The 25,713-nt window shown below is 43.8% G+C and carries 24 protein-coding genes; 23 read left to right on the top strand and 1 reads right to left on the bottom strand.

What is annotated here, in order from left to right:
* Window positions 1-21 precede the first annotated feature (21 nt).
* The 20 genes from BM232_RS05195 (at window position 22) to BM232_RS05100 (ending at window position 21,426) form a co-directional block, all read left to right on the top strand.
* A complete protein-coding gene (locus BM232_RS05195; protein ID WP_091712122.1) occupies window positions 22-1,212 on the top strand; it encodes a sensor histidine kinase in 1,191 nt (396 codons plus the stop codon).
* On the top strand, window positions 1,209-2,594 hold the full coding sequence (locus BM232_RS05190) for a sigma-54-dependent transcriptional regulator (RefSeq protein WP_091712121.1): 1,386 nt from the start codon (window positions 1,209-1,211) through the stop codon (window positions 2,592-2,594). The genes BM232_RS05195 and BM232_RS05190 overlap by 4 nt, the downstream gene beginning before the upstream one ends.
* A 42-nt stretch (window positions 2,595-2,636) precedes the next feature.
* Window positions 2,637-2,972 carry a flagellar hook-basal body complex protein FliE gene (gene fliE, locus BM232_RS05185; protein WP_091712120.1) on the top strand — a complete coding sequence of 112 codons (336 nt, stop codon included), beginning with the start codon at window positions 2,637-2,639 and terminating at the stop codon, window positions 2,970-2,972.
* Window positions 2,973-3,002: 30 nt separating this feature from the next.
* Window positions 3,003-4,691: a flagellar basal-body MS-ring/collar protein FliF gene (gene fliF, locus BM232_RS05180; protein WP_091712119.1), complete on the top strand. Its 1,689-nt coding sequence runs from the start codon at window positions 3,003-3,005 to the stop codon at window positions 4,689-4,691.
* Window positions 4,691-5,701 carry a flagellar motor switch protein FliG gene (fliG, locus tag BM232_RS05175; protein ID WP_091712118.1) on the top strand — a complete coding sequence of 337 codons (1,011 nt, stop codon included), beginning with the start codon at window positions 4,691-4,693 and terminating at the stop codon, window positions 5,699-5,701. Before fliF ends, fliG begins: the two co-directional genes overlap by 1 nt.
* Window positions 5,688-6,380 (top strand): flagellar assembly protein FliH, encoded by a 693-nt coding sequence (locus tag BM232_RS05170; RefSeq protein WP_091712117.1) that lies wholly within the window; start codon window positions 5,688-5,690, stop codon window positions 6,378-6,380. Before fliG ends, BM232_RS05170 begins: the two co-directional genes overlap by 14 nt.
* Complete coding sequence (fliI, locus tag BM232_RS05165) at window positions 6,373-7,797, top strand: flagellar protein export ATPase FliI (RefSeq protein WP_091712116.1); 1,425 nt, start codon at window positions 6,373-6,375, stop codon at window positions 7,795-7,797. Before BM232_RS05170 ends, fliI begins: the two co-directional genes overlap by 8 nt.
* Before the next feature lie 27 nt (window positions 7,798-7,824).
* Entirely contained in the window at window positions 7,825-8,271 is a 447-nt protein-coding gene (gene fliJ, locus BM232_RS05160; protein WP_091712115.1) for a flagellar export protein FliJ, read from the top strand.
* A gap of 156 nt (window positions 8,272-8,427) precedes the next feature.
* The gene (locus BM232_RS05155) at window positions 8,428-8,706 is read left to right on the top strand and encodes an STAS domain-containing protein (RefSeq protein WP_091712114.1); all 279 of its coding nucleotides are present in this window, start codon (window positions 8,428-8,430) and stop codon (window positions 8,704-8,706) included.
* A 31-nt stretch (window positions 8,707-8,737) separates the two neighbouring features.
* Window positions 8,738-9,100 carry a response regulator gene (locus BM232_RS05150; protein ID WP_091712113.1) on the top strand — a complete coding sequence of 121 codons (363 nt, stop codon included), beginning with the start codon at window positions 8,738-8,740 and terminating at the stop codon, window positions 9,098-9,100.
* 4 nt (window positions 9,101-9,104) lie between these two features.
* A complete protein-coding gene (locus tag BM232_RS05145) occupies window positions 9,105-11,351 on the top strand; it encodes a chemotaxis protein CheA (protein WP_091712112.1) in 2,247 nt (748 codons plus the stop codon).
* Between the two features lie 4 nt (window positions 11,352-11,355).
* Complete coding sequence (locus BM232_RS05140; RefSeq protein WP_091712111.1) at window positions 11,356-11,862, top strand: chemotaxis protein CheW; 507 nt, start codon at window positions 11,356-11,358, stop codon at window positions 11,860-11,862.
* Between the two features lie 2 nt (window positions 11,863-11,864).
* The gene (locus tag BM232_RS05135; RefSeq protein WP_091712110.1) at window positions 11,865-12,647 is read left to right on the top strand and encodes a ParA family protein; all 783 of its coding nucleotides are present in this window, start codon (window positions 11,865-11,867) and stop codon (window positions 12,645-12,647) included.
* A complete protein-coding gene (locus BM232_RS15195) occupies window positions 12,634-14,877 on the top strand; it encodes a methyl-accepting chemotaxis protein (RefSeq protein WP_091712109.1) in 2,244 nt (747 codons plus the stop codon). The genes BM232_RS05135 and BM232_RS15195 overlap by 14 nt, the downstream gene beginning before the upstream one ends.
* A 50-nt stretch (window positions 14,878-14,927) precedes the next feature.
* Window positions 14,928-15,779 (top strand): CheR family methyltransferase, encoded by an 852-nt coding sequence (locus BM232_RS05125; RefSeq protein ID WP_091712108.1) that lies wholly within the window; start codon window positions 14,928-14,930, stop codon window positions 15,777-15,779.
* On the top strand, window positions 15,776-16,417 hold the full coding sequence (cheD, locus tag BM232_RS05120; RefSeq protein ID WP_091712107.1) for a chemoreceptor glutamine deamidase CheD: 642 nt from the start codon (window positions 15,776-15,778) through the stop codon (window positions 16,415-16,417). The genes BM232_RS05125 and cheD overlap by 4 nt, the downstream gene beginning before the upstream one ends.
* A 16-nt stretch (window positions 16,418-16,433) precedes the next feature.
* Entirely contained in the window at window positions 16,434-17,501 is a 1,068-nt protein-coding gene (locus tag BM232_RS05115; protein ID WP_091712106.1) for a protein-glutamate methylesterase/protein-glutamine glutaminase, read from the top strand.
* 37 nt (window positions 17,502-17,538) lie between these two features.
* Window positions 17,539-18,711: a methyl-accepting chemotaxis protein gene (locus BM232_RS05110; protein ID WP_091712105.1), complete on the top strand. Its 1,173-nt coding sequence runs from the start codon at window positions 17,539-17,541 to the stop codon at window positions 18,709-18,711.
* A 74-nt stretch (window positions 18,712-18,785) separates the two neighbouring features.
* Window positions 18,786-20,192: a flagellar hook-length control protein FliK gene (locus tag BM232_RS05105; protein WP_091712104.1), complete on the top strand. Its 1,407-nt coding sequence runs from the start codon at window positions 18,786-18,788 to the stop codon at window positions 20,190-20,192.
* 40 nt (window positions 20,193-20,232) lie between these two features.
* Window positions 20,233-21,426, top strand: coding sequence for a methyl-accepting chemotaxis protein (locus BM232_RS05100; RefSeq protein WP_245752819.1), 1,194 nt, complete (start codon window positions 20,233-20,235; stop codon window positions 21,424-21,426).
* Window positions 21,427-21,479: 53 nt separating this feature from the next.
* Here BM232_RS05100 and pyrF read toward each other — a convergent pair whose 3' ends face one another.
* Window positions 21,480-22,172 carry an orotidine-5'-phosphate decarboxylase gene (gene pyrF, locus BM232_RS05095; protein WP_091712102.1) on the bottom strand — a complete coding sequence of 231 codons (693 nt, stop codon included), beginning with the start codon at window positions 22,170-22,172 and terminating at the stop codon, window positions 21,480-21,482.
* Window positions 22,173-22,283: 111 nt separating this feature from the next.
* On the opposite strand from pyrF, the gene tgt reads away from it, so the two are divergent.
* From tgt to secD, 3 genes are all read left to right on the top strand, one after another.
* Window positions 22,284-23,390, top strand: coding sequence for a tRNA guanosine(34) transglycosylase Tgt (tgt, locus tag BM232_RS05090; protein ID WP_091712101.1), 1,107 nt, complete (start codon window positions 22,284-22,286; stop codon window positions 23,388-23,390).
* Window positions 23,391-23,469: 79 nt separating this feature from the next.
* On the top strand, window positions 23,470-23,805 hold the full coding sequence (yajC, locus tag BM232_RS05085) for a preprotein translocase subunit YajC (protein WP_091712100.1): 336 nt from the start codon (window positions 23,470-23,472) through the stop codon (window positions 23,803-23,805).
* Between the two features lie 51 nt (window positions 23,806-23,856).
* Window positions 23,857-25,710 carry a protein translocase subunit SecD gene (gene secD, locus BM232_RS05080; RefSeq protein ID WP_091712099.1) on the top strand — a complete coding sequence of 618 codons (1,854 nt, stop codon included), beginning with the start codon at window positions 23,857-23,859 and terminating at the stop codon, window positions 25,708-25,710.
* Window positions 25,711-25,713 lie beyond the last annotated feature (3 nt).

Raw genomic sequence — 25,713 nt, 5'->3', positions numbered from 1 at the left:
GTGCATGTAGGAGCAAGAAACATGAATCTGAAATTATCACTGGGTGACGATTTTCAACAATCGAATTATCAGTCGCAACCCTTTTCACGAGACATCGATCTCAGCACTATTTCAAATGTCAGCCATATCTCAGCTGAACATATTCAACAATCCACTAATACCGATGCGGACCAACTCGCCAATCGTCATAGTCGTTTATTGGCTGTGCTACCCGCAGGCGTGGTGGTGATTGATGGTTCCGGCTTTATTCAGGAAGCCAATGAGGCAGCGATATCGCTATTGGGTGAACCTTTGTCAGGTGAGCGTTGGGTAAATGTCATTGAACGGGCTTTTGATCCCAAGCCCAGTGATGGTCATGATGTTTCCTTAAAAGATGGTCGCCTGGTCCACATCTCAACGAATCCACTTGGCCATGAACCGGGACAAATTATCTTATTACAGGATGTAACGGATACTCGAGCACTGCAAAGCAAAGTTTCCCATTTGCAACGTTTATCGACCATCGGTGAAGTTACAGCAAGACTGGCTCATCAAATCAGAACCCCCCTGTCATCCGCCATGCTATATCTTTCACCTTTACTGAAAGAGGGGGCTGATGAACAAGTTAAGCAGCGTTTTGCATCACGGGTAAAGGAAAGTCTTTCTCATATGGAGCAATTGATCCGTGACCTCTTATCTTTCTCACGCGGAAATATGGCTGCACCCTCACCAGTTGCTCTGGAAGATCTATTAAGCCAGCTTGAGCAGCAATTTTCTGCACAAAATGATGTGGACAACAGTAATGTTACATTGACCGTCACAAATGAAGTCAATGATGGCTATATCTATGGCAGTCAGTCTGCATTAATCAGTGCAATTACTAATCTTCTTAATAATGCACGTCAGGCGTGTGAGAACAGGGGACATGTTGAAGTAAAAGCAGAGTACACCATCAACGAAGAAAATGAGCAATGTATCAGCATTAGCGTTAATGATAATGGGGAAGGTATGTCTGCTTCAGTGTTGAACAAAGTGCTCACTCCCTTTTATACCACTCGTTCAAATGGTACAGGTCTGGGGCTGGCAGTTGTTCAGTCAATAGTGAAAGCACATAGAGGTAACTTAACAATTGAAAGCGAGCCAAAAAAAGGCAGCTCCGTCACTTTGTTCTTTCCTCTTTATACATCATCAAGTTCATCATCAGAAGAAGTTACGCAGGAGGTCGCTTTATGAACCCATCTAATATTTTAGTGGTTGAGGACGACGCGAATCTTCGTAGAGCCTTATGCGACACACTTGAGTTAGCTGGATACCGTGTGACCGGAATGGAGCATGGGCAGTCAGCATTGGATAAAATTGCCAGCGAACCTGTCGGTTTATTATTGAGTGATTTACAAATGTCACCCATGGATGGCCATACCTTATTAAAGCGGGCAAAAGCGATGATGCCGGATTTACCCGTGGTCATGATGACAGCCTATGGTACGGTGCAAAGTGCAGTAGATGCTATGCATCAAGGTGCTTCTGACTACTTATTAAAGCCATTCGAAGCCGATGAATTATTACAGCGAGTACAACTCTATGTTAGTGATCTCGGCACAGAAGAAGGTGATATGGTGGCGCATGCTCAGGCATCTAAAGAGCTTCAAGCTATCGCCAAACGCGTCGCGGACAGTGATGCTACTGTGTTAATTAATGGCGAAAGTGGCACGGGTAAAGAAGTCCTGGCTCGTTATCTCCATATACATTCACCAAGAGCTTCTGCTCCGTTTGTAGCGATTAACTGCGCTGCTATTCCTGAAAATATGCTGGAAGCCACTTTATTTGGTTATGAGAAAGGGGCCTTTACCGGTGCGAGTCAAGCCTATGCCGGTAAGTTTGAGCAAGCCAATCATGGCACGATTTTGTTAGATGAAATCTCAGAAATGGATTTATCACTGCAAGCGAAATTGTTACGTGTGTTACAAGAACGTGAAGTTGAGCGGATTGGTGGTAGAAAAGTCATCCCACTTGATGTTCGCGTGCTAGCGACGACCAACAGAACATTACGGGACGAGGTAAAAGCCGGTCGTTTTCGTGAAGATTTATTTTATCGTCTGAACGTGTTTCCACTTGAAATTTCACCACTTAGCAAACGTAGCGACGACATTTTGCCATTATCCAATCGATTACTGAGCCGCCATGCAAGACACAGTCGACGTGTAGCGCCGTTATTGGACGAGGCAGCACAGTCTCGATTGCTGTCTCACTCATGGCCTGGCAATGTGCGTGAACTGGATAATGTGTTACAGCGAGCTTTGATACTGCAATCCGGTCACTCAATTTCGGCTAAGGATATTATTTTTGAGGCAGTCTCTGGTCAGGAGTTGGATATCGCTGAAGCCAAGTCAGATATTTCGCCCGTTCAGGAAGATAATAAACCCATGGTGGAAGGTTATGATTTACGTTCACAGGAGCAGCGTCATATTCTCGACATGTTGGAAAAATATCAGGGTAGTCGGAGACTTACGGCTAAAGAGTTGGGAATAAGTGAGCGGACCTTACGTTATAAGATCGCCAAATTCCGTGAGCAGGGGGTGGAGATCCCTGAAAAACTTGGCAAGAAGTCTGCATAGAGCAACTAACAGCGTCATTTTTTAAGCGGAGTTCAGAGAATCATGATCAAAGCTATCGATCCGAATCAACTACTTACCCAAATGCGAGCTTTGCAAGCCCAAGCATCACCTGCAACACAACCACTATCGGCCGATAATGCCGAAAACAACGGTCGGGTTGATTTTGGAAACGTGATGAAACAAGCGATAGGTGAAGTCAATAATTTGCAAAAAACATCAGGTGACTTAAAAACCTCGTTTGAACTTGGCGATCCCAATGTCAATCTGGCAGACGTCATGATTGCATCAGAAAAAGCCGGTGTTGCCTTTGAAGCCACCTTACAAGTCAGAAACAAGCTGATTGAGGCATATCAAGAAGTTATGCGTATGTCGATTTAGTCGACGAACATTTCTGAGTAGAGACAATATATGGAAAACGCACCTGCTACTACCGGCCCACAAGCAAATATGTCAGCAGCCCGGCCAACGACGGCCCTGGGCGCCATGCAAGCTAATATTTCACGACAACCTGTGGTTAAGCAGGTTCTATTTTTATTAGCTATTGCTGCCAGTATCGCTGTCGGTGGTTATGTACTGATGTGGTCACAAACGCCGTCTTATCAGGTACTTTTTGGCAATATGGCACCGGCGGAGTCTTCTGAAGTCGTCGATGTTTTGCAGCAAATGAATGTGGATTACAAATTAGATCCGACTACCGGTGCCGTGTTGGTTCCGGCAGGTGACTTGCAAACATTGCGTATGAAATTAGCTGCAGAGGGCTTGCCCAGAAGTGCAGCTTTAGGCATGGAAATGCTGAATAAAGATCAAGGTTTTGGAACCAGTCAGTTTATTGAGCGGGCCCGTTATCAACGTGCGATGGAAGAAGAATTATCGCGTTCCATAGCCGAACTTAATAATGTCAGAAGTGCTCGTGTGCATTTGGCTATTCCGAAACAGTCTGTTTTTGTACGTGATCGTAAAGACCCCACCGCCTCGGTTGTTGTACATCTATATGCAGGCAGAACATTGGATGAATCTCAGGTTGCTGCCATCACTCATATGGTGGCATCCAGTGTGCCAGATATGAAAAATGCCGATGTAACGATTGTTGATCAGCGTGGTAATTTGTTAACACAGCCTGAACGTGCTGCCGGCGTGGCGATGAGTGATACTCAACTTGAATACACACGTAAAGTTGAGCAGATCTATATCGACCGTATTGAGAATATCCTGTCACCGATTGTCGGTATGAATGGCGTCCGTGCTCAAGTTGTCGCAGATATCGACTTTACAATGTCTGAACAAACACATGAAAGTTATAATCCAGACATGACGGCAGTCAGAAGCGAACAGCTTCAGGAAGAAGAGCGTGTCGGCAGTGGTGGTCCATTTGGTGTGCCCGGCGCACTGAGCAATCAACCGCCTGGTGGTGGTGTTGCTCCTGAACAAACAGCTCCAGATAATGCTGCAGATGGAACAGACGCCGAAACGAAAACGACAACACCGGAGTCAAGCAGAAAAAGTACGACTCGTAACTTTGAATTAGACCGTACGATCAGTCATACCCGCATGGCGCCAGGCAATGTTAGAAAGTTAAGCGTGGCTGTACTTGTTGATGAAAAACGTAATGTCGATGCGGAAGGGAATGTCACATCCCAACCTCTATCAGAGTCAGAAATGACACGGATAAATGCGTTGGTGATGGATGCGATTGGATTTAGCAAAGCACGTGGCGACAGTTTGAATGTGGTTAATGCCCCATTTATGGCGCCAGAAGCGGTTGAAGCTTTGCCAGAAAAACCCATCTGGGAAGAGCCTTGGGTTTGGAACTTAGCGAAACAAGTTGGCGGTGCACTTGTGGTTCTATTCCTTATCTTTGGTGTGATTCGTCCAGCGTTCAGAGATATGACGAAAGTGCCTGTCTCTGACAATGATGATGAAAATTTATCGCCTGAAGCAGTTTTAGCCAGAAGTAGCGCTAGTGGTGAAGAGATTGCTAAACTGACCACTGGTTCGGAAAAGATGGAAGAACAACTGTCTAATGTCCGAAGTTTAGTGCAACAGGACCCTGCGCTGGTGGCGCAAGTGGTCAAGAATTGGACGGCGGGTGATGCCTAATGGCAGAAGAACTCAGAAAACTGACAGGCACTGAAAAGGCGGCTGTTTTTTTACGCTCAATCGGAGAGGAAGAAGCGGCAGCCATTTTAAAACATATGGGACCTAAAGAGGTCCAGAAAGTCGGTCAGGCGATGGCGACTTTACAGAATGTCACGCGCGAAGAAGTCCAATCAGTATTAAACAGTTTTGTGATTACTGTGGAACAGGAAACTGGACTGGGTATCGGCTCTCACGATTATGTTCGTAAAATGCTGGTGGGCGCATTAGGTGAAGATCGTGCTGGTAGCTTATTAGATCGTATTTTATCTGGCAGTAATACTAATGGTCTGGAACAGCTCAAATGGATGGATGCCAGAGGCATTTATGAAATTATTCGTCTTGAGCATCCACAGATCATTGCCATTGTCTGTTCCTTCCTGGATGCAGATCAGGCGGCAGGTGTTTTGTCACAATTCCCATCAAGGGATCAGGCAAATATTATCTTACGGATTGCGACACTCGATGGTGTTCAACCTTCTGCTTTGACAGAACTTAACGAAATTCTGGAAAAACAATTCAGTGGAGCAGCGGGTGCACAGTCAACCATGGTGGGTGGTCTGAAAACAGCGGCTGACATTCTCAACTTTGTTGATGGTACTTCTGAAGCGGCGATTATGGAAAAAATCAAAGAGAGCGAGCCCGATCTTGGACAGAATATCGAAGATCTTATGTTTGTCTTTGAAAACCTTATCGATGTGGATGATCGTGGCATGCAGACCTTGATGCGTGAAATTCAAACAGATCAATTGCAGCTGGCTTTAAAAGGTGCTGATGACGCATTGAAAGAGAAATTCCTGCGTAATATGTCACAACGTGCCGGTGAAATGATGCGTGATGATTTAGAAGCAATGGGACCTGTTCGTTTGAGCGATGTAGAGGCAGCGCAAAAAGCCATTCTTGCTACAGCACGAAGCTTGTCTGATAAGGGCGAAATCATGCTAGGCGGAGGTGCAGGTGATGACTTCGTCTGATGACACGCTTGTTACCAAACAAGCCGATGTTTTATCTGCCGATGAAATTGCTGATGCCATAAAACGTTGGGAAGCGCCAAGAATGGTCGCAGTGACGGATGTGGATGATAAGGATGCTCCACAAGTTCTTGATGTCAAAGCCATTGAAGCGTTACAACAACAAGCTCAGGAAGAAGGCTACAAAGTTGGCTATGAAGAAGGCCACCAGGCTGGTTTTGCCGATGGCCAGGAAGCAGGGCTGAAAGATATTCAGTTGCAGGTCGAAAAGCTTCAGCAGATGCTCAATACTTTACAGCAACCGCTGACAGAACTAGATGAGATTCTGGAAAAAGATTTAGTTAATCTGGCTATTACCATGACGCGCCAGTTAGTACGTCGAGAGCTAAAACATCAACCTGAACACGTTATTGGCGCTATGCGGGCGGCTTTAGAAGCCTTGCCTATCAGTGATCGTCAACTCAAAATTTATGTTCACCCTGACGACCTGCACATTATCCAAAAAGGTTTGTCTTTAGAACACGATTCAGGTAAGTACCAATGGATAGAAGATCCTTTACTTACTCGTGGTGGCCTGCGATTAGAAACGTCTGATACCAGCGTCGATGCTACAGTCGAGTCCAGATTGAATAGCATCATCAATAAAGTGCTTGGTGATGAAAGAGACGCTAACGATGAGTAATATTGAACGCCAATCCAAATTACAAAATAAGCTGATGCAATATCAGCAGCGATTGGATACGGATGATGAGCAGAGTGTGTTGATTGAAGGACGATTGACCAGGATGGTCGGGTTAACACTGGAAGCGGTTGGTTTTCAGGTGCCCATGGGAAGTCGCTGTGAGATTATTGGCAAAGGCCAAAAGCCCATCGAAGCGGAAGTGGTGGGCTTCTCAGGTGAAACCACATTCCTGATGCCCACAGGCGATATGCGTGGATTAGTGCCAAATGCTAAAGTCCGGCCGATACGAAGTGATTCTCAAGTACCTGTAGGTGAAGCCATGCTGGGTCGGGTGGTGGATGGGGCAGGCAAACCACTGGATGGTAAAGGTCCTTTAAGAGTCCATGACAAAGTGCCTTTGCACGGCGAACCTGTGAATCCCCTGGCGCGCTCGCCTATTCGTCAACATCTTGATGTTGGGGTACAGAGTATTAATGCCTTGCTGAGTATTGGTCGCGGTCAGCGTATGGGTCTGTTTGCCGGTAGTGGTGTTGGTAAAAGTGTGTTGTTAGGCATGATGACGCGATTTACTGAAGCCGATGTCATCGTGGTAGGTTTGATTGGTGAGCGTGGTCGAGAAGTAAAAGAGTTTATTGAAGATATTCTGGGTGAAGAAGGCATGGCACGATCCGTGGTGGTAGCGTCTCCTGCCGATCATTCACCATTAATGCGATTGCATGGTGCTATGCTGGCAACCAGCATTGCCGAATATTTTCGGGATAAAGGCCAGCAGGTTCTATTATTAATGGATTCCTTGACACGCTTTGCTCAGGCACAGCGTGAAATTGCTTTGGCGATTGGTGAACCACCGGCAACGAAGGGTTATCCGCCTTCAGTTTTCTCCTTATTACCGCAATTGGTTGAACGAGCTGGTAATGGGGCTGTTGATGGTGGTGCTATTACGGCTATTTATACTGTATTAACTGAAGGTGATGATCAGCAGGATCCAGTGGCAGATGCGGCTCGGGCAATATTGGATGGGCATATTGTTTTATCAAGACAACTGGCCGAGTCGGGACACTATCCGGCGATTGATGTAGAAGCCTCAATAAGTCGTGTTATGCCTCATATTGTAGATGAAGAACACTTAAAACAAGCGCAGCAATTCAAGCAGATTTACTCTACTTATAGACAAAACCAAGATCTTATTAGTGTAGGGGCTTATAGTAAGGGGAGTGACCCTGCTATTGATGAATCCATAGCTATGTTTCCTGCCCTGCGACAATTATTGAGACAAGGCATGAATGAAGCGGTCAACTGGCAACAAAGTGATCAGCGTTTGAAGCAAGTGCTTGAGTTAAGAAATCAATTACAAAACCAACAGCAGAATGTGGCACAGACACCGATGTTGATGGATAGTAATACCCGACGTTTTTAATATTATTGCTCAAGGTGGAGTTGATAAATGAGTCGTAGTCGAAAACTTGATCCTGTTATCGAAATGGCTCGGAAAGCGACAGAGTCCGAGTTACAAAAACTTGGCCAACAAAATGCCTTACTCCAGCAGGAGCAATTCCAGCTGGATGATCTCCTTCAATATCGGGCCGAGTATTTAGCCCGATTTCGACAAGATGACCCGATGGTCATGACTGCCAAAAAAGCCCTTGATCTGAGAAGCTTTTTAGCCAAACTAGATCAAGCTATTCTCAGCCAGGAATCCCAGGTCAAATCAGCCAATCAAAAAGTGGTACAGCAACAACAGCTTTGGTTGCAGGCCCGAAATAAAGAACAAGCGATCGATGCTTTGATGGCGAGATATGAAGCAACAGAACTCAAGAAACAATTAAAAAGAGAACAAGCTGAAACGGATGAGCATACAAATGGTGTATGGCTGAGAAACCGAAAGAAATAAAAGCACTCGATTTAGAAAATCAGACAAAATTAGGATAATTTTTTTGAGAAGCCGGCCGATATCATTTGAAAGATATGAATAACAACGGTTTGACGTAGGCGTTAGGGTTGCTAACGATGCGTATTCATCCCCGTTTTTATTAACAGAGGCAGAAATATGGCTGAGACAATTATCGAAGTCGACTGTGCGGAATCCGTCACCATTGCACAAGCGGCAGATTTATACGCGCAATTGTTAATGGCGATGGCTGAAGGTCAGGCTATTCAAATTAATCTAAGTCAAATTGAACGTATTGATACGGCTGTTATCCAGCTTTTTTATGCATTCCATCGAGATGCTCAAGTTCAAGGACTAGTTGTTATTTGGTCAAGTCCCAGTCAACTTTTTTCTGATGCTGTCGATAATTTAGGTATCAAAGCATTTTATGCACAATAAAAATTCATTTTGAGACAAGGAGCTTTTTGTTATGGCGAATATTCTTGCAGTCGATGACTCTGCTTCAATGCGACAGATGGTTACCTTTACTCTTCAAGGTGCCGGGCACAAAGTCACAGTCGCAGATGATGGAAAGCAAGCGCTGGATATTGCTCAAAGACAATCTTTTGATTTAGTGATAACCGATGTCAATATGCCGGTAATGGATGGGTTAACACTCACCCGACAATTACGCCAGTTAGCTAGTTTTAAATTTACCCCTATTCTTGTCCTTACTACCGAAGCGGGACCTGAAAAGAAACAAGAAGGTCGTGCTGCAGGGGCAACAGGTTGGTTGATTAAACCCTTTAATCCGGAGCAGTTGTTAGCGACGGTGAAAAAAGTCTTGGGTTAGTCAGATGAGTATCGATGTCTCACAATTTCATAGTGTGTTTTTCGAAGAAAGCTTCGAAGGTCTCGATATTATGGAAAGTGGCTTGCTTAGCATGTCACAGGGCGAAACCGATGATGACACAGTCAATGGTATTTTTCGTGCAGCACACTCGATTAAAGGTGGGGCTGGTACCTTTGGCTTCAATAATATTTCCGAGTTCACACATGGCTTAGAAACACTGCTTGATCAAATCCGTAATGGTCAACGGGAAGCAAGTCACGATGTGATCGAGACCTTACTCTCAGCCGTAGATACATTACGTGAAATGCTGACGGCTGTTCAGGATGGTTCAGACATTGATACGGAAAAAGCTGAACAAGTCTCTAATGCACTTGAGCAGATATTACACGGTTCTGCAGCAGAGTCAGCCACAACAGAAGAGGAGCTGCCGCCTGCTGCTGAAAGTATTGAGGTTGAAACAGCTGACAGTGGAGTACAACCTGAAACTCAAACCCAAGCTCAAACCTGGTTAATTAAGTTCAAACCGTTACCTCATTTGCTCCAGACAGGGAATGAGCCTATTCGGATGTTTCATGAATTAGCCGAGCTGGGTGATTTATCTGTTGAGGTGAATGAGGAGGAATTACCTCCATTTACCGATCTTGATCCGGAAAGTTGTTACCTGAGCTGGGAGCTGACTTTATCGGGTGATGTTGATGAAGCAGCGATAAATGAAGTGTTTGAATGGGTCGATGGCGACTGCGAGTTAAGTATTGAGCGGCTTGAACAATATGAGGCTGATGACGAACAAGCTATTACGACAGCTGAACCAGAGCCAGAAACAGAACAGGCAGATATTGATGAACCTGTGGTTCCTGACAGTTCATTGATGGAGGCTGAAACAGCCGAAGCTCCTAACGTAACTGAAGAAGTACCTGACGCAATTGAAGCACCAACTACAACCGAAGTCCCAACCGCAACTGAAGCTCCAGCAGCTACTTCAACTGAGGTTACTCCTCCCACACAGGCAAAAACTGAAGCTGCGCCTAAAAAGAAAGCGGTTACTCCGGATGCTTCTATTCGTGTTGGTACCGATAAAGTCGACTCGCTGGTTAATCTGGTTGGTGAGTTGGTCATTACTCAGTCAATGCTCGGACAGATTGGTGATAATTTCGATGTGAGTATGTTGCCGCAATTGATTGATGGACTTGAGCAATTAGAGCGTAATACGCGTGAGCTACAAGAAAGCATTATGCGAATTCGTATGTTGCCAATCAGTTTCGTCTTTAACCGTTTCCCGCGGCTGGTGCATGACATGACCAGCAAATTAGGCAAACAAGTTGAGTTAGTACTCACTGGTGAGCAAACTGAACTTGATAAAACAGTGATGGAAAAAATAGGTGATCCTCTTGTTCATCTTGTTCGTAATTCACTGGATCATGGTTTAGAAACGCCTGAAAAACGCCTGGCGGCGAATAAACCCGAAACGGGAATGTTAAAGCTCAATGCTTATCATCAGGGCGGCAATATTGTTATTGAAATCAGCGATGATGGTGCGGGGTTAAACGAAGAGAAAATTCTACGTAAGGCCATTGAAAAAGGCTTAGTGGATCCAAATGAATCGTTATCCCCTGACAAAATTCATGAACTCATTTTCTTGCCCGGTTTTTCTACTGCCGATCAGGTCAGTGACTTATCAGGCCGTGGTGTGGGCATGGATGTGGTCAGAAAAAATATTAACAGTCTTGGCGGTGTTGTTGAGGTCAAGTCTTCCCCTGGTATTGGCTCTACTTTCACTATTCGTCTACCGCTAACTCTTGCGATTATGGACGGCCAGATTATTCAGGTTGCTAATCAGCGTTACATCATTCCTTTGATTTCAATTATTGAATCTGTTGAGGTCGATTTAAGTAAAGTCAATAAAGTGACGGGTAAAGGTGAACTGTACAAAATCCGTGATGAATATGTTCCGCTGATTCGGCTTACAAAAGTATTCAATCTTGAGGGTGGGATTGATAATTTAGAAGATGGTTTGCTCGTTATCGTTGATTGTGAAGATTATAAAGTCGGTTTATTTGTTGATGAGTTATTAGCACAACAGCAAGTCGTTATCAAAAGCCTGGAAACGAATTTCCGTAAAGTGAAAGGTGTTGCTGGAGCAACAATTCTTGGCGATGGCACGGTGGCATTAATTCTGGATATCCCCGGTTTAATGACCATGCATAAAGAACCCACTTTGGTGAAAAAGATCTCGACAGCGAGAGTGGCTTAAGGGTATGTCTGACATGAATGCAGAAAATGAAATACTCGATATCATTAATATTACTGATGGTGTTGATGATGGCGCTCAGCAATATCTGACATTCGAATTAGAAGATGAACATTACGGTGTAGAAATCCTTCGTGTCCAGGAAATTAAAGGTTGGGACAATGTGACCCCGATCCCTAATACGCCTGAGCATGTGTGTGGTGTATTAAATCTTCGTGGCTTGATTGTCCCGATTGTTGATTTAAGGTTGCTCTTCGATATGCCTTTCAATCCTTACACAAAAACAACGGTAGTGGTTGTTTTAAAAGTGGAAGGGATAACCGATCGTATTGTCGGCATCGTGGTTGATGCCGTGTCAGATGCACAAAATGTCCGGCCGGAAATGATATCCGTAGCGCCAGACCTGGGAAGTGTGGTTGATACCAGCTTCATCAAAGGTATCGCTAATATCGATGATTGTATGTTGATGCTGCTGGATGTCGACAAGTTACTCAGTGTAGAACAGGTAGGTTAATAATGACCTCTGGCCAAGTACGGATTATTGCCATTATGAATCAGAAAGGTGGAGTTGGAAAAACCACCACCACGGTGAATCTTGGTCATGCACTTGCTTTACAAGGTAAGCAGGTCGCGGTGATTGATATGGATCCTCAAGGACAAGTTGCAACGAGTTTGGGGATTGACAATCAGCAGATGGGTATTGATGTTGTTTTATTAGAGGGTGATGCGATTGACACTGTAAAGCTACACGCCCGCGATCGTTTAGATTTAGTGCCCGCAGGTCCACGTTTAAATGAGTTCGAACACATTAATGAAGGAGGCGTTGAACGTGGACATCGCTTACGAAAAGCGATCGAGGCATCCTCACTGTCTGACTATGATTTTATTTTGATAGATTGCCCACCATCGTCTGGCTTACTGGGGGTGAATGCCATGTTTGCTTCCAGCGAGTTGATTGTGCCTGTTTCCGGAGATTATCTGTCTTTACAGGGCTTATCTCGAATGATGCAAATTCTTAAGCGTTCAGAAGAAATATCAGGCCACCGTATTAAGCTCTGGCTGGTATCAACGCGAATGCAGTTACGCCGAAAACTGACAGCCGAAGTACGAAAACGCGTGCTTAAATATTTTCCTGGCAGAGTCTTGTTTACACCTATACGTGAAAATGTGGCGTTAGCGGAATGCCCGAGTTTTGGTAAAACAATTTTTGACTATCGAAAAAAGAGTTCGGGTGCAGAGGATTATTTCTCCTTGGCTAGTGATGTATTAAACAGGAGAGCGGCTGATGGCCAAGAGTAAAAACGTGCTGGGAAATGATCCCTTAGCGTGGTTGACCACAAACGATCAACCAGCAGCCCGTGTTATCGACTCAACAGAACAGCATCAGGAAGAACCTGAACAGACAGTAGAAACAAAGCTAGCCCCTAAAACATCAATCGAGTTGGTGGAAGAAAGTTTCACTCCCATTGCAGCCCGAGGGGAATACCTTGTCGCTGACTTTTATACCGGACTTTTTCAGCAACAACCACAACTTAAAAAGCTATTTGAAGGTGTATCAGAACAAGGGCAGCAGAAAAAATTCTTGGCGGCACTGGTTTTATTGGTACAAAACCTGCGTCACCCCGCATTACTGGATAGTTATTTAACAGAGTTAGGAAAACGCCACATTAACTATGGAGTAAAAGAAGCAGATTACTACGTTGTTAAAAGGTGCTTATTAAACGTATTAGAAAAATATGCTGAATCAATGTGGTCAGAACCTGTTGCCACAGCGTGGAACGAGACACTTGATAACGTTATTACAAAAATGACGACAGGAGCTTCTCCTGTGGAGGAAAGAGAAATGGCTGATCTTAAAAACAATAACGCGGTTGATGTTCAAAATGAATTAAATGCCATTAACCGGGTTATGGGTGTTATTACTCTCGAACCTTCTGGAATAATTATTGATGTAAACGATAATTTTCTACAGGTGGTCGGATACGCTTATGATGAAGTCGTAGGCAAACATCATCGTATGTTTGTGTCGCCGCAAGATTCGCAGAGTCAAGCATATGCCGATTTCTGGGCAAAACTTAATCGTGGTGAGTTTGATAGTGGTGAATATAAGCGTGTAGGCAAATCAGGACGAGAAATATGGTTGCAAGCAAGCTATAACCCAATTTTTGATGACAGCGGCAAAGTCATCAAAGTGATTAAATATGCAACAGATATCACGACAAGTAAGTTAGAAAAAGCTGATTCCGAAGGCCAGCTCAATGCAATTGATAAATCGATGGGTGTTATCAGCTTCGATATGGATGGCACTATCATTGACGTCAATGATAATTTCTTGTCTGTTGTCGGCTATTCAAAAGATGAAGTCATAGGAAAGCATCACCGGATATTCGTCCCACCTCAAATGGCTCAAAGTGCGGCTTATAACGAGTTCTGGGCCAAGCTAAACAGAGGTGAGTTTGACTCTGATCAGTATCAGCGGATCAGTAAAAGTGGGGATGATGTCTGGTTACAGGCCAGTTATAACCCGATTCTTGATTTAAATGGTAAGCCCTATAAGGTTGTTAAGTACGCTGCTGATATTACCAAACAAAAACAATTACAGTTTGAAGTAGAAAACGCGACGATAACCATTTCTACAGCAGCAAGTGAAATCTCAGAAGGGACTTTAGATCTGAGTCAGCGTACTGAAGAACAAGCTTCATCATTGCAGGAAACCGCTGCCAGCATGGAAGAGTTAACCAGTACAGTAAAACAAAACTCTGATAATGCCCGCCAGGCAAACCAGTTAGCTTTAGGTGCTCGTGAGAAAGCTGAGAAAGGCGGCACGGTTATTCAAGAAGCTATCGTCGCCATGTCTGCTATCAGTGCATCCAGTAAAAAAGTGGCCGACATCATTGGTGTTATCGATGAAATTGCTTTTCAAACCAACTTACTGGCTTTAAATGCGGCGGTTGAAGCTGCCCGAGCAGGTGAGCAAGGCCGTGGTTTTGCCGTGGTTGCCTCAGAAGTGCGTAATCTGGCACAGCGTTCTGCCGCAGCAGCGAAAGAAATCAAAGAGCTTATTAACGATAGTGGTGAAAAAGTTCGCGAAGGATCGACGCTGGTAAATGAATCAGGCCGAACCCTGGAAGAAATTGTCGAAGGCGCTAAGAAGGTTGGCGATATTATTTCTGAAATTGCCGCTGCTGGTGCTGAGCAAGCGTCTGGCATAGAGCAGGTCAATCAAGCCGTGACACAGATGGATGAAATGACCCAACAAAATGCTGCCTTAGTAGAGCAAACGGCTGCGGCGAGTCAGTCTCTTGATGAGCAGGTGAAAAGTCTGGAACAAATGATGGCTTTTTTTAAGACGGGTGTTGAGGTAACACAATCAGCTGCACCAAAACCATCTCATAGAGATGAAGCTCCGAAACAGGCACCTGCTCGTCGCCCTGTTGCAAAAGCAAAAAGTACAGAGCCATCACAATCCGCAAATGTACCTAAGACAACAGCAAACTATGGTGCGAGCGAAGAATGGGAAGAATTCTAATGTCAGGCAGGTTGAGCAGTGTAATTATTCTGACTAATTGAAGAGTGGTTATGATGACTGAGCTCACTTCAAGCGACAGGGAATTTATTTTTTCCGATGAACATTTTGCTCGGATAAGGCGTTTCGTCACAGTCCATACAGGCATTGTTTTACCTGATATTAAGAAAAATATGGTCTATGGCAGATTGTCAAAGCATATTCGTAAACAGTTCAACGGTAATTTTGATGACTTCTGTGATGCAGTAGAAAATGGTGATAGTGAAGTCCAGGATATTTTAGTTAATGCTATCACTACTAACCTGACAGCTTTTTTTCGGGAAAGGCATCATTTTGATTTCTTAAGTAACACTGTTTTACCTGAGCTATACAAAAAAAATCATCTAACAAAACGAATACGAATATGGTCGGCTGGATGCTCAACTGGTGAAGAGGCCTACAGTTTGGCGATTTGTTTGTATGAGTTTTTCAAAGACAAGCCAGATTGGGATGTACGGGTTCTGGCAACTGATCTGGATGCGAATGTTTTGCAAGCTGCAAAATCAGGTGTTTATGATATTGAACGCCTAAATCAACTTGAACTCAAAGAAAAAAAAATGTGGTTTAAGCGTGGTACAGGTGACAGGCAGAATTTAATAAAAGTCAAAACTGATATTCAAACAAAAGTCGCGTTTAAACGGCTAAATTTATTACACCAATGGCCTATGAATGGTCCGTTTGATGTGGTTTTTTGTAGAAATGTGATCATTTATTTTGATAAAGAAACTCAGGCCGTTTTATTTAAACGGTTTGCCGAGATTATGAGGCCAGGGGGATACCTATTTATTGGCCATTCCGAGACCCTTTTTAATGTGAATGATCAATTCACGCCACTAGGTAAGACCATTTACCAGCTTCCATCATGACCATACTGCCTCCGCCACTACCTCCTCTTTTAGGAGAGTATGGACATATAAATCGATATTGGGATAAACACGCTAAAATTTGGGTGGCTAAAATCTTGCCGGGCGAGATTTATATTAGTCAGAATGCAGAGGAAGCAATAGCGACCACACTTGGCTCATGTATCTCTGCATGTATTCGAGATAAAAAAAAAGGTATTGGCGGAATGAATCATTTCATGTTGCCGGAGAATACTGTCACTAGTCCGAGTGCCAATAATTATTGGATGGGAGGGGCTGCAAGATATGGATGTTTTGCTATGGAATGTCTGATTAACGAAATACTCAAAGCGGGTGGAGAGAGAAAAGATCTTGAAATGAAAGTCTGCGGTGGTGGCCGAATTCTTTCTGGCATAAGCAATGATGTGGGTAAAAAAAATAGTGAGTTTGTCCTCAAGTTCGCCGAAATTGAAGGTATTTCTGTCAAATCCTATGATTTAGGTGATATTTATCCCCGAAAAGTTATCTTCTTCCCATACACAGGTAAACTGTTTGTCAAACGTATCAAACACTTACATAACGATACGATTCTTACACGGGAAACTGAGTATAAAGAAAGACTCCAGTTTGAATATCAAGTTAGTACTGCTGAGCTATTTTGAATAGGACAAAACAACAATGAATAAAATACCCGTTATTGTGGTAGATGATTCAGCGTTAGTCAGAAAACTGCTTACTGAAATAATTAATGCCGATCCTGAACTGGAAGTGGTCGCTACAGCAGCTGACCCCTTTCAGGCCAGAGAAAAAATTAAGCAATTTAATCCCGATGTATTAACACTTGATGTAGAAATGCCGAAGATGGACGGCATTACATTTCTTCGTAATTTAATGCGTTTGCGCCCGATGCCTGTTGTAATGGTTTCAACCTTAACTGAAAAAGGGGCTGAAACGACTCTTGAAGCTTTATCTCTTGGAGCGTTTGATTTTGTTGAAAAACCCAAAATTGACGTATCACATACGCTGGGTGCTTATTCGGATGAACTTATTGGAAAAATAAAAGCCGCCTCAACAGCCAACCCGCAAACCTTAGTTAAATCGGCATCTTTTCAGGTAGAAGAAAAATTGTCAGCAGATGCCGTGTTGGCTAAAACCAACTCGAGTTCTTCTCTGAAAACAACGGAAAAAGTGGTCGCGATAGGTTCTTCAACTGGAGGCACCGAGGCGATAAAAGAAATCATATGTAAATTACCGGCTAATGCACCAAGCATTGTCATTACACAACACATCCCGGTGACATTTAGCGCTGCTTTTGCCGCCCGAGTAAACTCAACGGCAGCTATGCATGTGAGTCAAGCGATGGATGGCGAACAAATATTACCTGGGCATGTTTATATTGCACCAGGCGATAAACATCTTTTAGTGGAACGAAGCGGTGCGAGATATTATTGCCGCTTGAATGATGGCTCGGCGGTTTCACGCCACAAACCTTCCGTTGATGTGTTATTCCGTTCAGTCGCTCAAAATGTTGGCGCTAATGCGATTGGGATTATGTTGACGGGGATGGGGGATGATGGTGCCAAGGGCATGTTGGAAATGAAAGAAAGTGGGGCAATGAATATCGTTCAGGATGAAAAAAGCAGTGTAGTTTGGGGTATGCCCGGCGCCGCTTATAAGCTTGGTGCTGCGGAACTTGTCTTGCCATTGGATAAAATTGCTCAAGAGATTATGAAGTTGAGTCGATAACCCTTATTAGATTGTTGACTTAAATTAGGACGATGTAATGAAAAAACAGTTTGATAAAAAACACATTCTGGCTTGGCTATCGTCCATCTGTTTTGTTGCAATCGCTTTTTGGCTGGTAAATGTATTAGCGGCATTTTTTGTGTTTCTTGCCTCTGCTTTAATGTTTGTTTTGTGTCGAACTATACCCTCAGTGGTTGTTGATAAGTCTGACGGAAATAAGTCACTCTCATCTACCGAGATTGATAAGTTAAAAAGCGATGTTTTACATGATGTTTCTCAGCAAATCGAAAATATTCGTGCAGAAAATCAACAAGTTTCTACCATCCTGACAAATGCTGTGCAATCGTTAACCGATAGTTTTCAGGGCTTGAGTGAACAAAGTGATCAAGAAACGAAAATGCTGCTTAGTCTTGTCGATCAGCGAGATGATGAACAAGGGCTTTCGGAATTCATTCAGGAAACAGAATCTGTGATGAACTATCTTGTTCAAACCCTGCTCAAAAATAGCGAAGGTAGTAACTTGGTCATGAGCAAGTTAGGTGAAATCAAGCAACGTGTTGATGGTGTGATTTCCTTACTGGATGATGTTAAAGATATTGCATCTCAAACAAACTTATTAGCATTGAATGCAGCTATAGAAGCAGCAAGAGCTGGCGACGCTGGTCGTGGATTTGCTGTTGTCGCCGATGAAGTCAGAAAACTATCCCAAAAATCTGATGATTTTAGCGATGAGATAAACAAAATTACGATGAAAGTGAAGGCAACGATCGATGAAACGGGTGGGATTATTTCAGAGTTGGTTTCTGCTGATACTGATCTGGTTATGAACAGTAAGTCAAAAGTGGCTCAAATAACCTCTACCATGTCGTTGATTAATAATAAAACAGAATCGGTGATTACAGGTTCGAGTGATATTAGCCAACAAATATCCAGCTTAGTGAATCAGGCTCTTACGTCACTGCAGTTCGAAGATATGTGTCATCAATTAAATGAACATATGGATAAACGCTTAAATACGGTATCTGATTTGATAGACGTGATTAATGAAATTCCATCCTCTGCAGACGATGCTGCTGATCTAGGTGAATACCAGCAGAAGTTTCTGCAAGTCAAAGAAACCATTGCTCAACTCCATAAAAAAATTAATGAAACAAGTCACAAATCTGTGACTCAAAAAAGCGTTGATGCTGGAGACATCGAATTATTCTAAATAATGTTTGGCACATTGCTTGCTCTTAACTACATGAACAGGTCTTTAAGACTATTTAAGTAGGGAGAGGCGATATGCCACAAAGTGTTTCCATACAAACTGATAGTGTTGTCAGCACTAAGCCAACACATACCAAAGAGGTATCTAGGGATAACTCTTTTTCTGAGACGCTAGATAAGCATATCAATACAGAGCAGAAGCCCGTCGAATCAAATAAGGCGCAAACCAAATCAGTTGAAGACCAGAATAATAAGGCCACTGATAAAACCGAAAAGGATGAATCTGTTACAGCGGAAGCGGATGCTAAGACGGAAAAAAGCGACGGCGATGACGGCAAGAAATTGCCGTCTGATGAAAAAGTTAGTGATAAAGATACTCAAGTCGATGATGATTCGGAATCAGATTCCTCAGAATCTGAAAAGCTTGCTGATAATGTAGTCCCGCAAACAACTTTTGTCGTTTCTCAAACACCAGACACAAAAGTGGCCAAGACCAACAACGATAAAGTGACTGTAGCGAAGGCTCATACTGCCGCAAAAAAAACAGTCATAGCCCCTGCTGTTACAGAAACTTCAGAATCAAAAACTCAATCAACTTCATCTACCGATGCCAACTCTGGTGTTAATGCGGCTAATAAAAAGCAAGCAGATGCCAGTTTAGTGACGGTAACCGAGACAGAAAAAGCAGTTATAAAACAAACTCAAAATACAACAAGTGAAAAAGTGCCAAATTTTGCCAAGGCCTTACAATCAATGAATGAAGCTGACGGCAAAACAACGGAAATTCGTGCTGATATCATGGATGCCATTCAACGACAACGCCAAAGAGGTGATGGTGAACAGGTCACCTCTGTTCGGAATATGATGGCTGCACAAGCTGAAAACAAAGATAAAACAGATGTTGACCTGCTTGGTATCCGTGCAGATAAAACGATTCAAGAGCGATTGGTAAGCAGCACACCGACTACTACGACCTCTGTAAGCAGTGGCGCAACTTCACCACAGACAGCATCGGCATCAACAGCAGCTGCATCCACAGTAAGTCTGCCCGTTCAGCCGAATATACAAAGTTCAGCATGGTCGCAAGTGATGAATAGTCGTGTCGTATGGATGGCTAAAGAAGGTATCCAGCAGGCAGAGATGAAAATGAATCCGGCTAATTTAGGTCCGGTTGAGGTAAAACTCCATGTACAAAACGATCAGGCCAGTGTAACTTTTCTAGCTCAGCACTCGACAACAAGGGAGGCCTTGGAGCAGGCTTTACCAAAATTACGAGATAGTTTTGCAGAAAATGGGATTCAGCTAACGCATGCTGAGGTCGGTCAGCAACAGCATCAGCAGCAAAGAGATGATCAGCCACAGCAAATGCAGAATTCTCAGAATTTTACTCAAGCGAATGGTCAAAGTGACGATATAATGAGTGAGGCCGAGGAAACACTAGGTTCAGCTATAGAGGATAGTGGTCTTAGTTTATACGTCTGAGGCAAAAATAATAATTAAGTTCAATCCGGGAGAGACGGACGTGTTCAAACTTGAAAATTTCTCTTTGAGAAAACGCATGTATATCATTGGTGGTCTTGGTGTAGTTGCCTTATTAGGGCTACTTCTTCTTGAAGGCTATATGTATCACTCTGGTATCAAAGAAATTCAGGCGCTGTACATTGCAGCGATTTATGTGGTGGTAGCAAGTATTTTAATGGTGGCTATAGCTCATCACATTGGTCGGTTTGGTGATAAACGTGCAACAACGCTTGTTGGCGCTATTCAAAATATCAAGAAAGGCGATCTGACACATAAAGTGGCTATTTCCGGTAAAAGTGACTTTAGTTGGATGGCGTTTGAGTTAGATAGTGCAAGAAAAAATGTCGCCAATTTAGTTCATACTCTGGTGGGTGGGGTGACTCAACTGACATCGGCCAGTCAAAATATGCAAGCTATTAGCAAAGAAACCGTCGATGGCGTATTACGTCAACAGTCAGAAACCACACAGGTGGCAACGGCGATGAATGAAATGACCGCATCAGTACAAGAAGTGGCCAGAACCGCTTCAAGCGCGGCTGAAGCGGCGCGTAATGCTGATACAGAAGCTAAAGCTGGCAAACAAGTTGTAATGGAAACCATGCAGGCGATTGACTCATTGGCGACAGAAGTTGAAAAAGCCGCTGAGCAGCTAAGTAACCTGGAATCAGATATTGGTAATATTGGTGCTATTGTTGATGTTATTCGCGGCATTACTGAGCAAACCAATTTACTTGCTTTGAATGCTGCTATTGAAGCCGCTCGTGCCGGGGAACATGGTCGTGGCTTTGCTGTGGTTGCCGATGAAGTTCGCACACTGGCTGCCAGAACACAATCATCTACCCATGAAATAGAAGAGATGGTTGAACGTCTGCAACAAGGCGCTCAAGTGGCTGTGAAAGTGATGAACGAAGGTCGCGAGCGAGCAAAACATAGTGTTGAAAAAGCATCCAGCGCTGGTGCGGCTTTAGACTCTATCACTGCGATGATTTCCACCATGGATGAAATGAGTGCACAAATTTCCAGTGCAGCGAATGAGCAGTCTTCAGTGGCTGAAGATATCAACCGCGGTATTGTGAATATCAGTCAGGTTGCTGAGCATACAGCAGAGGGGGCGAGAGAGTCTTCTGTTGCGGTAGAAACATTGAGCAATCTGGCAACACAATTACAAGAAGCAGCCAGTAAATTTAAAGTATAAACGGCTTTTCGAATATTACAGATTAAAAAGCCCGGTTTTACCGGGCTTTTTTATTAGAGAAGACTTTTTTCAATATCGGTCAGTGCCTGCATCGGATCTTTTGCCGCAGTAATTGGTCTGCCAATTACCAGGTAGTGGCTGCCGGCTTCTATCGCTTGTTTTGGCGTCATGATGCGATGTTGATCGCCAACATCACTGCCAGCAGGACGGATACCAGGTGTGATTAATTGGAAGGATTCGCCTAGATTTTCACGAAGCGCGCTGGCTTCTTGCGCAGAACAAACGACGCCATCTAAGCCGCTGCTTTTAGCCATTTTTGCCAGACGAATCACGGTATCAGACATATTGCCGTTGAGGCCAATCTGCTCAAACGTGGTTTGATCCATACTGGTAAGCAAGGTAACGCCAATCAGAATTGGTTGAGTGGATGAGTTATCAACGGCTTCTCTGGCGGCTTCCATCATAGCTGCACCACCCAACGTGTGAACATTCAACATCCAAACACCCAGATCCGCAGCAGCTGCACAGGCTTTGGCAACAGTATGAGGAATGTCGTGATATTTCAGATCGAGAAATACATCAAAACCGCGGCTGACTAAGTTAGTGACCACGCTTGGACCAGAGCGGGTGAATAACTCTTTTCCCACTTTTACGCGTGCACGCTTTGGATCGATTTTATCGGCCATTTGCAGGGCATCACTAGCTGTAGCGTAGTCAAGGGCGACAATAATTCTGGGGTCAGACATTGATTTCTCCATAACTTATAATGAGCGCGATCCTACCTCAATTGCGTCAGTTTCGCCGTTAATATCAAGAAAATGTTATTCTGTCCGGCGTTTTTTGCTGAGATTAAATGAATGAAATTTGATTTACTTGCGCAGGACGGTTTTGCCCGTCGCGGACGATTAACGTTTGAACGGGGAACAATCGAAACCCCTGCGTTTATGCCTGTTGGTACCTATGGTTCGGTAAAGTCGATGACACCCGAAGAGGTAAAAGCGACAGGTGCTGAAATAATATTAGGAAATACATTTCATTTAATGCTGCGCCCAGGGACGGAGATTATCTCAGCTCACGGCGACCTACATGACTTTATGCAATGGCAGGGGCCTATCCTGACGGATTCTGGCGGTTTTCAGGTTTTCAGCCTGGGCGAGCTCCGCAAAATCACCGAACAAGGTGTGCATTTCAGTTCACCAGTGAATGGCAGCAAAGTTTTCCTTGGGCCCGAAGAGTCAATGGCTGTTCAACGAGCCCTGGGTAGTGACATCGTCATGATCTTTGATGAATGTACGCCGTACCCTGCTGATGTAGATACTGCCGCAAATTCAATGGAGTTATCACTTCGTTGGGCAAAACGCAGTAAAGAAGCCCATGGCGATAACCCTTCAGCGTTATTTGGTATTGTGCAGGGCGGAATGCATGAACAACTGCGTCAGATATCCTTAGACGGACTAATGGATATTGGGTTTGATGGCTATGCCATCGGTGGTTTATCTGTAGGCGAGCCAAAAGAGGATATGCTGCGGATACTGGATTTTCTGGCGCCGGTGATGCCACAGGATAAACCACACTATCTTATGGGTGTAGGACGTCCTGAAGACTTAGTGGAAGGTGTGATGCGCGGTGTGGATATGTTCGACTGTGTGATGCCTACCCGTAATGCTCGCAATGGTCACTTGTTTGTACATCAGGGTGTCATTAAGATTCGAAATAGTCGCTTTAAGACGGATACTAAACCGTTAGATCCCTATTGTGATTGTTATACATGTCAGAACTATAGCCGGGCATATTTACATCATTTAGATAAAACTGGAGAAATGTTGGGGCCAAGACTGAATACTATTCACAACCTTCATTACTACCAGACATTGATGAATGGCCTGAGACAGGCAATCGAAAATAATACACTTACGCAATTTCGTCAGGAGTTTTACGCTCTCAGAGAAACTGAAATTGTTTAAAACGGTTCAATGCTATCGAACACCCTGTCAGCTGTGGCATAATCGGTTTCTTTTTTCTTGTTGATTTTGAGGATTAACGATGGACTTTTTTATCTCTCCAGCCGCTGCTGCTGATGCAGCAACTACAACAGCTGGTTCTCCAGGCCTGATGGATTTTGCTTTTCCAATTATCCTGTTAGTGCTGTTTTATTTCATGCTGATCAGACCTCAGCAAAAACGTGCAAAAGAACATAAAGCAATGCAATCTGCCCTATCAAAAGGGGATGAAGTTGTAACAGATGGTGGTTTGATGGGGAAAGTTATTGAAATTACCGATAATGCGATCACTGTTCAAATTGCTGAAAATGTTGAAGTAAAAGTACGTCGTGAATCAGTCAATGCTGTTTTACCTAAAGGTACATTGAAAAAGCTATAAGGTCTTGCCGTCTATTTAAAGATGGCTTGAAGTAAAAGTCAGGAATGAATTATGAACCGATATCCACTGTGGAAAAACTTACTTGTTCTTATTGTGCTGCTAGTCGCTGGACTATATGCACTCCCTAATCTATACGGGGATGACCCGGCAGTGCAGATTTCTGCTGGTAGAACTGCCACGGTGGATTTGGCTTTAGCCGATAAAGCGGAAAAAGCACTTAAAGCGGCGGGGATTGATTACAAAGGCGCTCAGCTGGAAGATGATAAATTACTTATCAGATTGACCTCAGCAGATAACCAATTAAAGGCCAAGGATGTCTTGAGCAAAGCATTAGTCGGCGACTACATCATTGCATTGAACCTGGCTTCTACTACACCGCATTGGTTAGCATCTTTAGGCGCTGAGCCGATGAATCTCGGCTTAGACTTGCGAGGTGGTGTTCATTTCCTTATGCAAGTGGATATGGATGCTGCGGTGAAGCAAAGCCTTGATACTTATGGCAGTGATATCCGTTTATCGCTACGTGATGAAAAAATTCGTTATAAACAAATCAAAGTTGAAGGTCAGAAACTGATTTTGGTGTTACGTAACACTGAAGACAGGGATAAGGCAGAGTCGCTGATTCTGAAAAACTTCAATGACCTTCAGGTATCAGTCTCAGGTGATGATGCTAATCCTGAGCTGGTCATGAGTATGTCTGAAAAGAGCATTCGTGAAACTAAACAATTAGCCTTACAACAAAACATCACAACATTAAGAAATCGTATTAATGAGCTGGGTGTTGCCGAGCCAACTGTACAGCAGCAAGGGGATGACCGAATCGTTGTTCAGCTTCCTGGTGTGCAGGATACCGCACAGGCGAAGAAAATCCTGGGTGCTACAGCAACGCTTGAGTTCAGACTGGTCGATACGGAACATGATGTTAAAGATGCGGTGAATGGACGAATTCCTCCCAACTCAGAACTTTATTACAGCCGTGATGGACGACCTTATCTGTTAGATAAACGCGTCATGTTGACTGGTGAGCATGTCATTAATGCCGCATCAACTTTAGATCCTCAATCTGGTACGCCAGCAGTTTCAGTCACTTTAGATGGTAAAGGTGCGAGAGCATTCAGCAATGTGACTCGCGACAATATCGGTAACCCAATGGCTGTGGTTTTCATTGAGTCAAAAATGGAAACAAAAGAGATTGATGGTGAACTGGTTTCTGTCAGACGCCAGGTTCCTGAGATCATTAACGTTGCTACCATTCGTGATCAACTTAGTAAAAAATTCCAGATTACTGGTTTGGATAGCACAACAGAAGCGCGTGATTTGTCACTGCTTTTACGGGCTGGTGCTTTAGCTGCTCCAATTGAAATTGTGGAAGAACGTACTGTTGGACCAAGCATGGGACAACAGAATATTGAACAAGGGTTTGAATCAGTCATTATCGGCTTTGTTCTGGTGCTGGTATTTATGCTTGTCTGGTATCGTGTATTTGGTTTATTTGCCAATGTCGCTTTAGCCGCGAATCTTATTTTTATCGTGGCGTTACTATCCTTATTACAGGCAACTCTGACTTTGCCGGGTATTGCCGGTATCGTACTTACTGTCGGTATGGCCGTTGACGCCAACGTGCTTATTTACGAACGTATTCGTGAAGAGCTGCGAAATGGTAATAGCCCTCAAGCCAGTATCAGTGCTGGTTATGATAAAGCGTTCTCTACGATCGCTGATGCCAATATCACCACCCTGATTGCCGCCATTGTTTTATTTGGCTTTGGCACAGGGGCGATTAAAGGTTTTGCTGTGACATTATCACTCGGTATTATCACTTCTATGTTTACTGCCATTATGGGAACACGCGCTTTAGTGAACTTGTTCTATGGCCGTAAAAATAAACCTAAGCTATCAATTTAGGAA

The sequence above is a fragment of the Methylophaga sulfidovorans genome, assembly GCF_900114205.1.
Classification (GTDB): Bacteria; Pseudomonadota; Gammaproteobacteria; order Nitrosococcales; family Methylophagaceae; genus Methylophaga; species Methylophaga sulfidovorans.
The sequence above is the reverse complement of the archived record's forward strand: the minus strand, read 5'-3'. Positions and strand labels throughout refer to the sequence as shown.

What these genes read in the sequence shown, in the direction of transcription:
- BM232_RS05195 (WP_091712122.1), top strand. Translation starts at nt 22, where the DNA reads ATGAATCTGAAATTATCACTGGGTGACGATTTTCAACAATCGAATTAT.
- BM232_RS05190 (WP_091712121.1), top strand. Translation starts at nt 1,209, where the DNA reads ATGAACCCATCTAATATTTTAGTGGTTGAGGACGACGCGAATCTTCGT.
- fliE (WP_091712120.1), top strand. Translation starts at nt 2,637, where the DNA reads ATGATCAAAGCTATCGATCCGAATCAACTACTTACCCAAATGCGAGCT.
- fliF (WP_091712119.1), top strand. Translation starts at nt 3,003, where the DNA reads ATGGAAAACGCACCTGCTACTACCGGCCCACAAGCAAATATGTCAGCA.
- fliG (WP_091712118.1), top strand. Translation starts at nt 4,691, where the DNA reads ATGGCAGAAGAACTCAGAAAACTGACAGGCACTGAAAAGGCGGCTGTT.
- BM232_RS05170 (WP_091712117.1), top strand. Translation starts at nt 5,688, where the DNA reads ATGACTTCGTCTGATGACACGCTTGTTACCAAACAAGCCGATGTTTTA.
- fliI (WP_091712116.1), top strand. Translation starts at nt 6,373, where the DNA reads ATGAGTAATATTGAACGCCAATCCAAATTACAAAATAAGCTGATGCAA.
- fliJ (WP_091712115.1), top strand. Translation starts at nt 7,825, where the DNA reads ATGAGTCGTAGTCGAAAACTTGATCCTGTTATCGAAATGGCTCGGAAA.
- BM232_RS05155 (WP_091712114.1), top strand. Translation starts at nt 8,428, where the DNA reads ATGGCTGAGACAATTATCGAAGTCGACTGTGCGGAATCCGTCACCATT.
- BM232_RS05150 (WP_091712113.1), top strand. Translation starts at nt 8,738, where the DNA reads ATGGCGAATATTCTTGCAGTCGATGACTCTGCTTCAATGCGACAGATG.
- BM232_RS05145 (WP_091712112.1), top strand. Translation starts at nt 9,105, where the DNA reads ATGAGTATCGATGTCTCACAATTTCATAGTGTGTTTTTCGAAGAAAGC.
- BM232_RS05140 (WP_091712111.1), top strand. Translation starts at nt 11,356, where the DNA reads ATGTCTGACATGAATGCAGAAAATGAAATACTCGATATCATTAATATT.
- BM232_RS05135 (WP_091712110.1), top strand. Translation starts at nt 11,865, where the DNA reads ATGACCTCTGGCCAAGTACGGATTATTGCCATTATGAATCAGAAAGGT.
- BM232_RS15195 (WP_091712109.1), top strand. Translation starts at nt 12,634, where the DNA reads ATGGCCAAGAGTAAAAACGTGCTGGGAAATGATCCCTTAGCGTGGTTG.
- BM232_RS05125 (WP_091712108.1), top strand. Translation starts at nt 14,928, where the DNA reads ATGATGACTGAGCTCACTTCAAGCGACAGGGAATTTATTTTTTCCGAT.
- cheD (WP_091712107.1), top strand. Translation starts at nt 15,776, where the DNA reads ATGACCATACTGCCTCCGCCACTACCTCCTCTTTTAGGAGAGTATGGA.
- BM232_RS05115 (WP_091712106.1), top strand. Translation starts at nt 16,434, where the DNA reads ATGAATAAAATACCCGTTATTGTGGTAGATGATTCAGCGTTAGTCAGA.
- BM232_RS05110 (WP_091712105.1), top strand. Translation starts at nt 17,539, where the DNA reads ATGAAAAAACAGTTTGATAAAAAACACATTCTGGCTTGGCTATCGTCC.
- BM232_RS05105 (WP_091712104.1), top strand. Translation starts at nt 18,786, where the DNA reads ATGCCACAAAGTGTTTCCATACAAACTGATAGTGTTGTCAGCACTAAG.
- pyrF (WP_091712102.1), bottom strand. Translation starts at nt 22,172, where the DNA reads ATGTCTGACCCCAGAATTATTGTCGCCCTTGACTACGCTACAGCTAGT.
- tgt (WP_091712101.1), top strand. Translation starts at nt 22,284, where the DNA reads ATGAAATTTGATTTACTTGCGCAGGACGGTTTTGCCCGTCGCGGACGA.
- yajC (WP_091712100.1), top strand. Translation starts at nt 23,470, where the DNA reads ATGGACTTTTTTATCTCTCCAGCCGCTGCTGCTGATGCAGCAACTACA.
- secD (WP_091712099.1), top strand. Translation starts at nt 23,857, where the DNA reads ATGAACCGATATCCACTGTGGAAAAACTTACTTGTTCTTATTGTGCTG.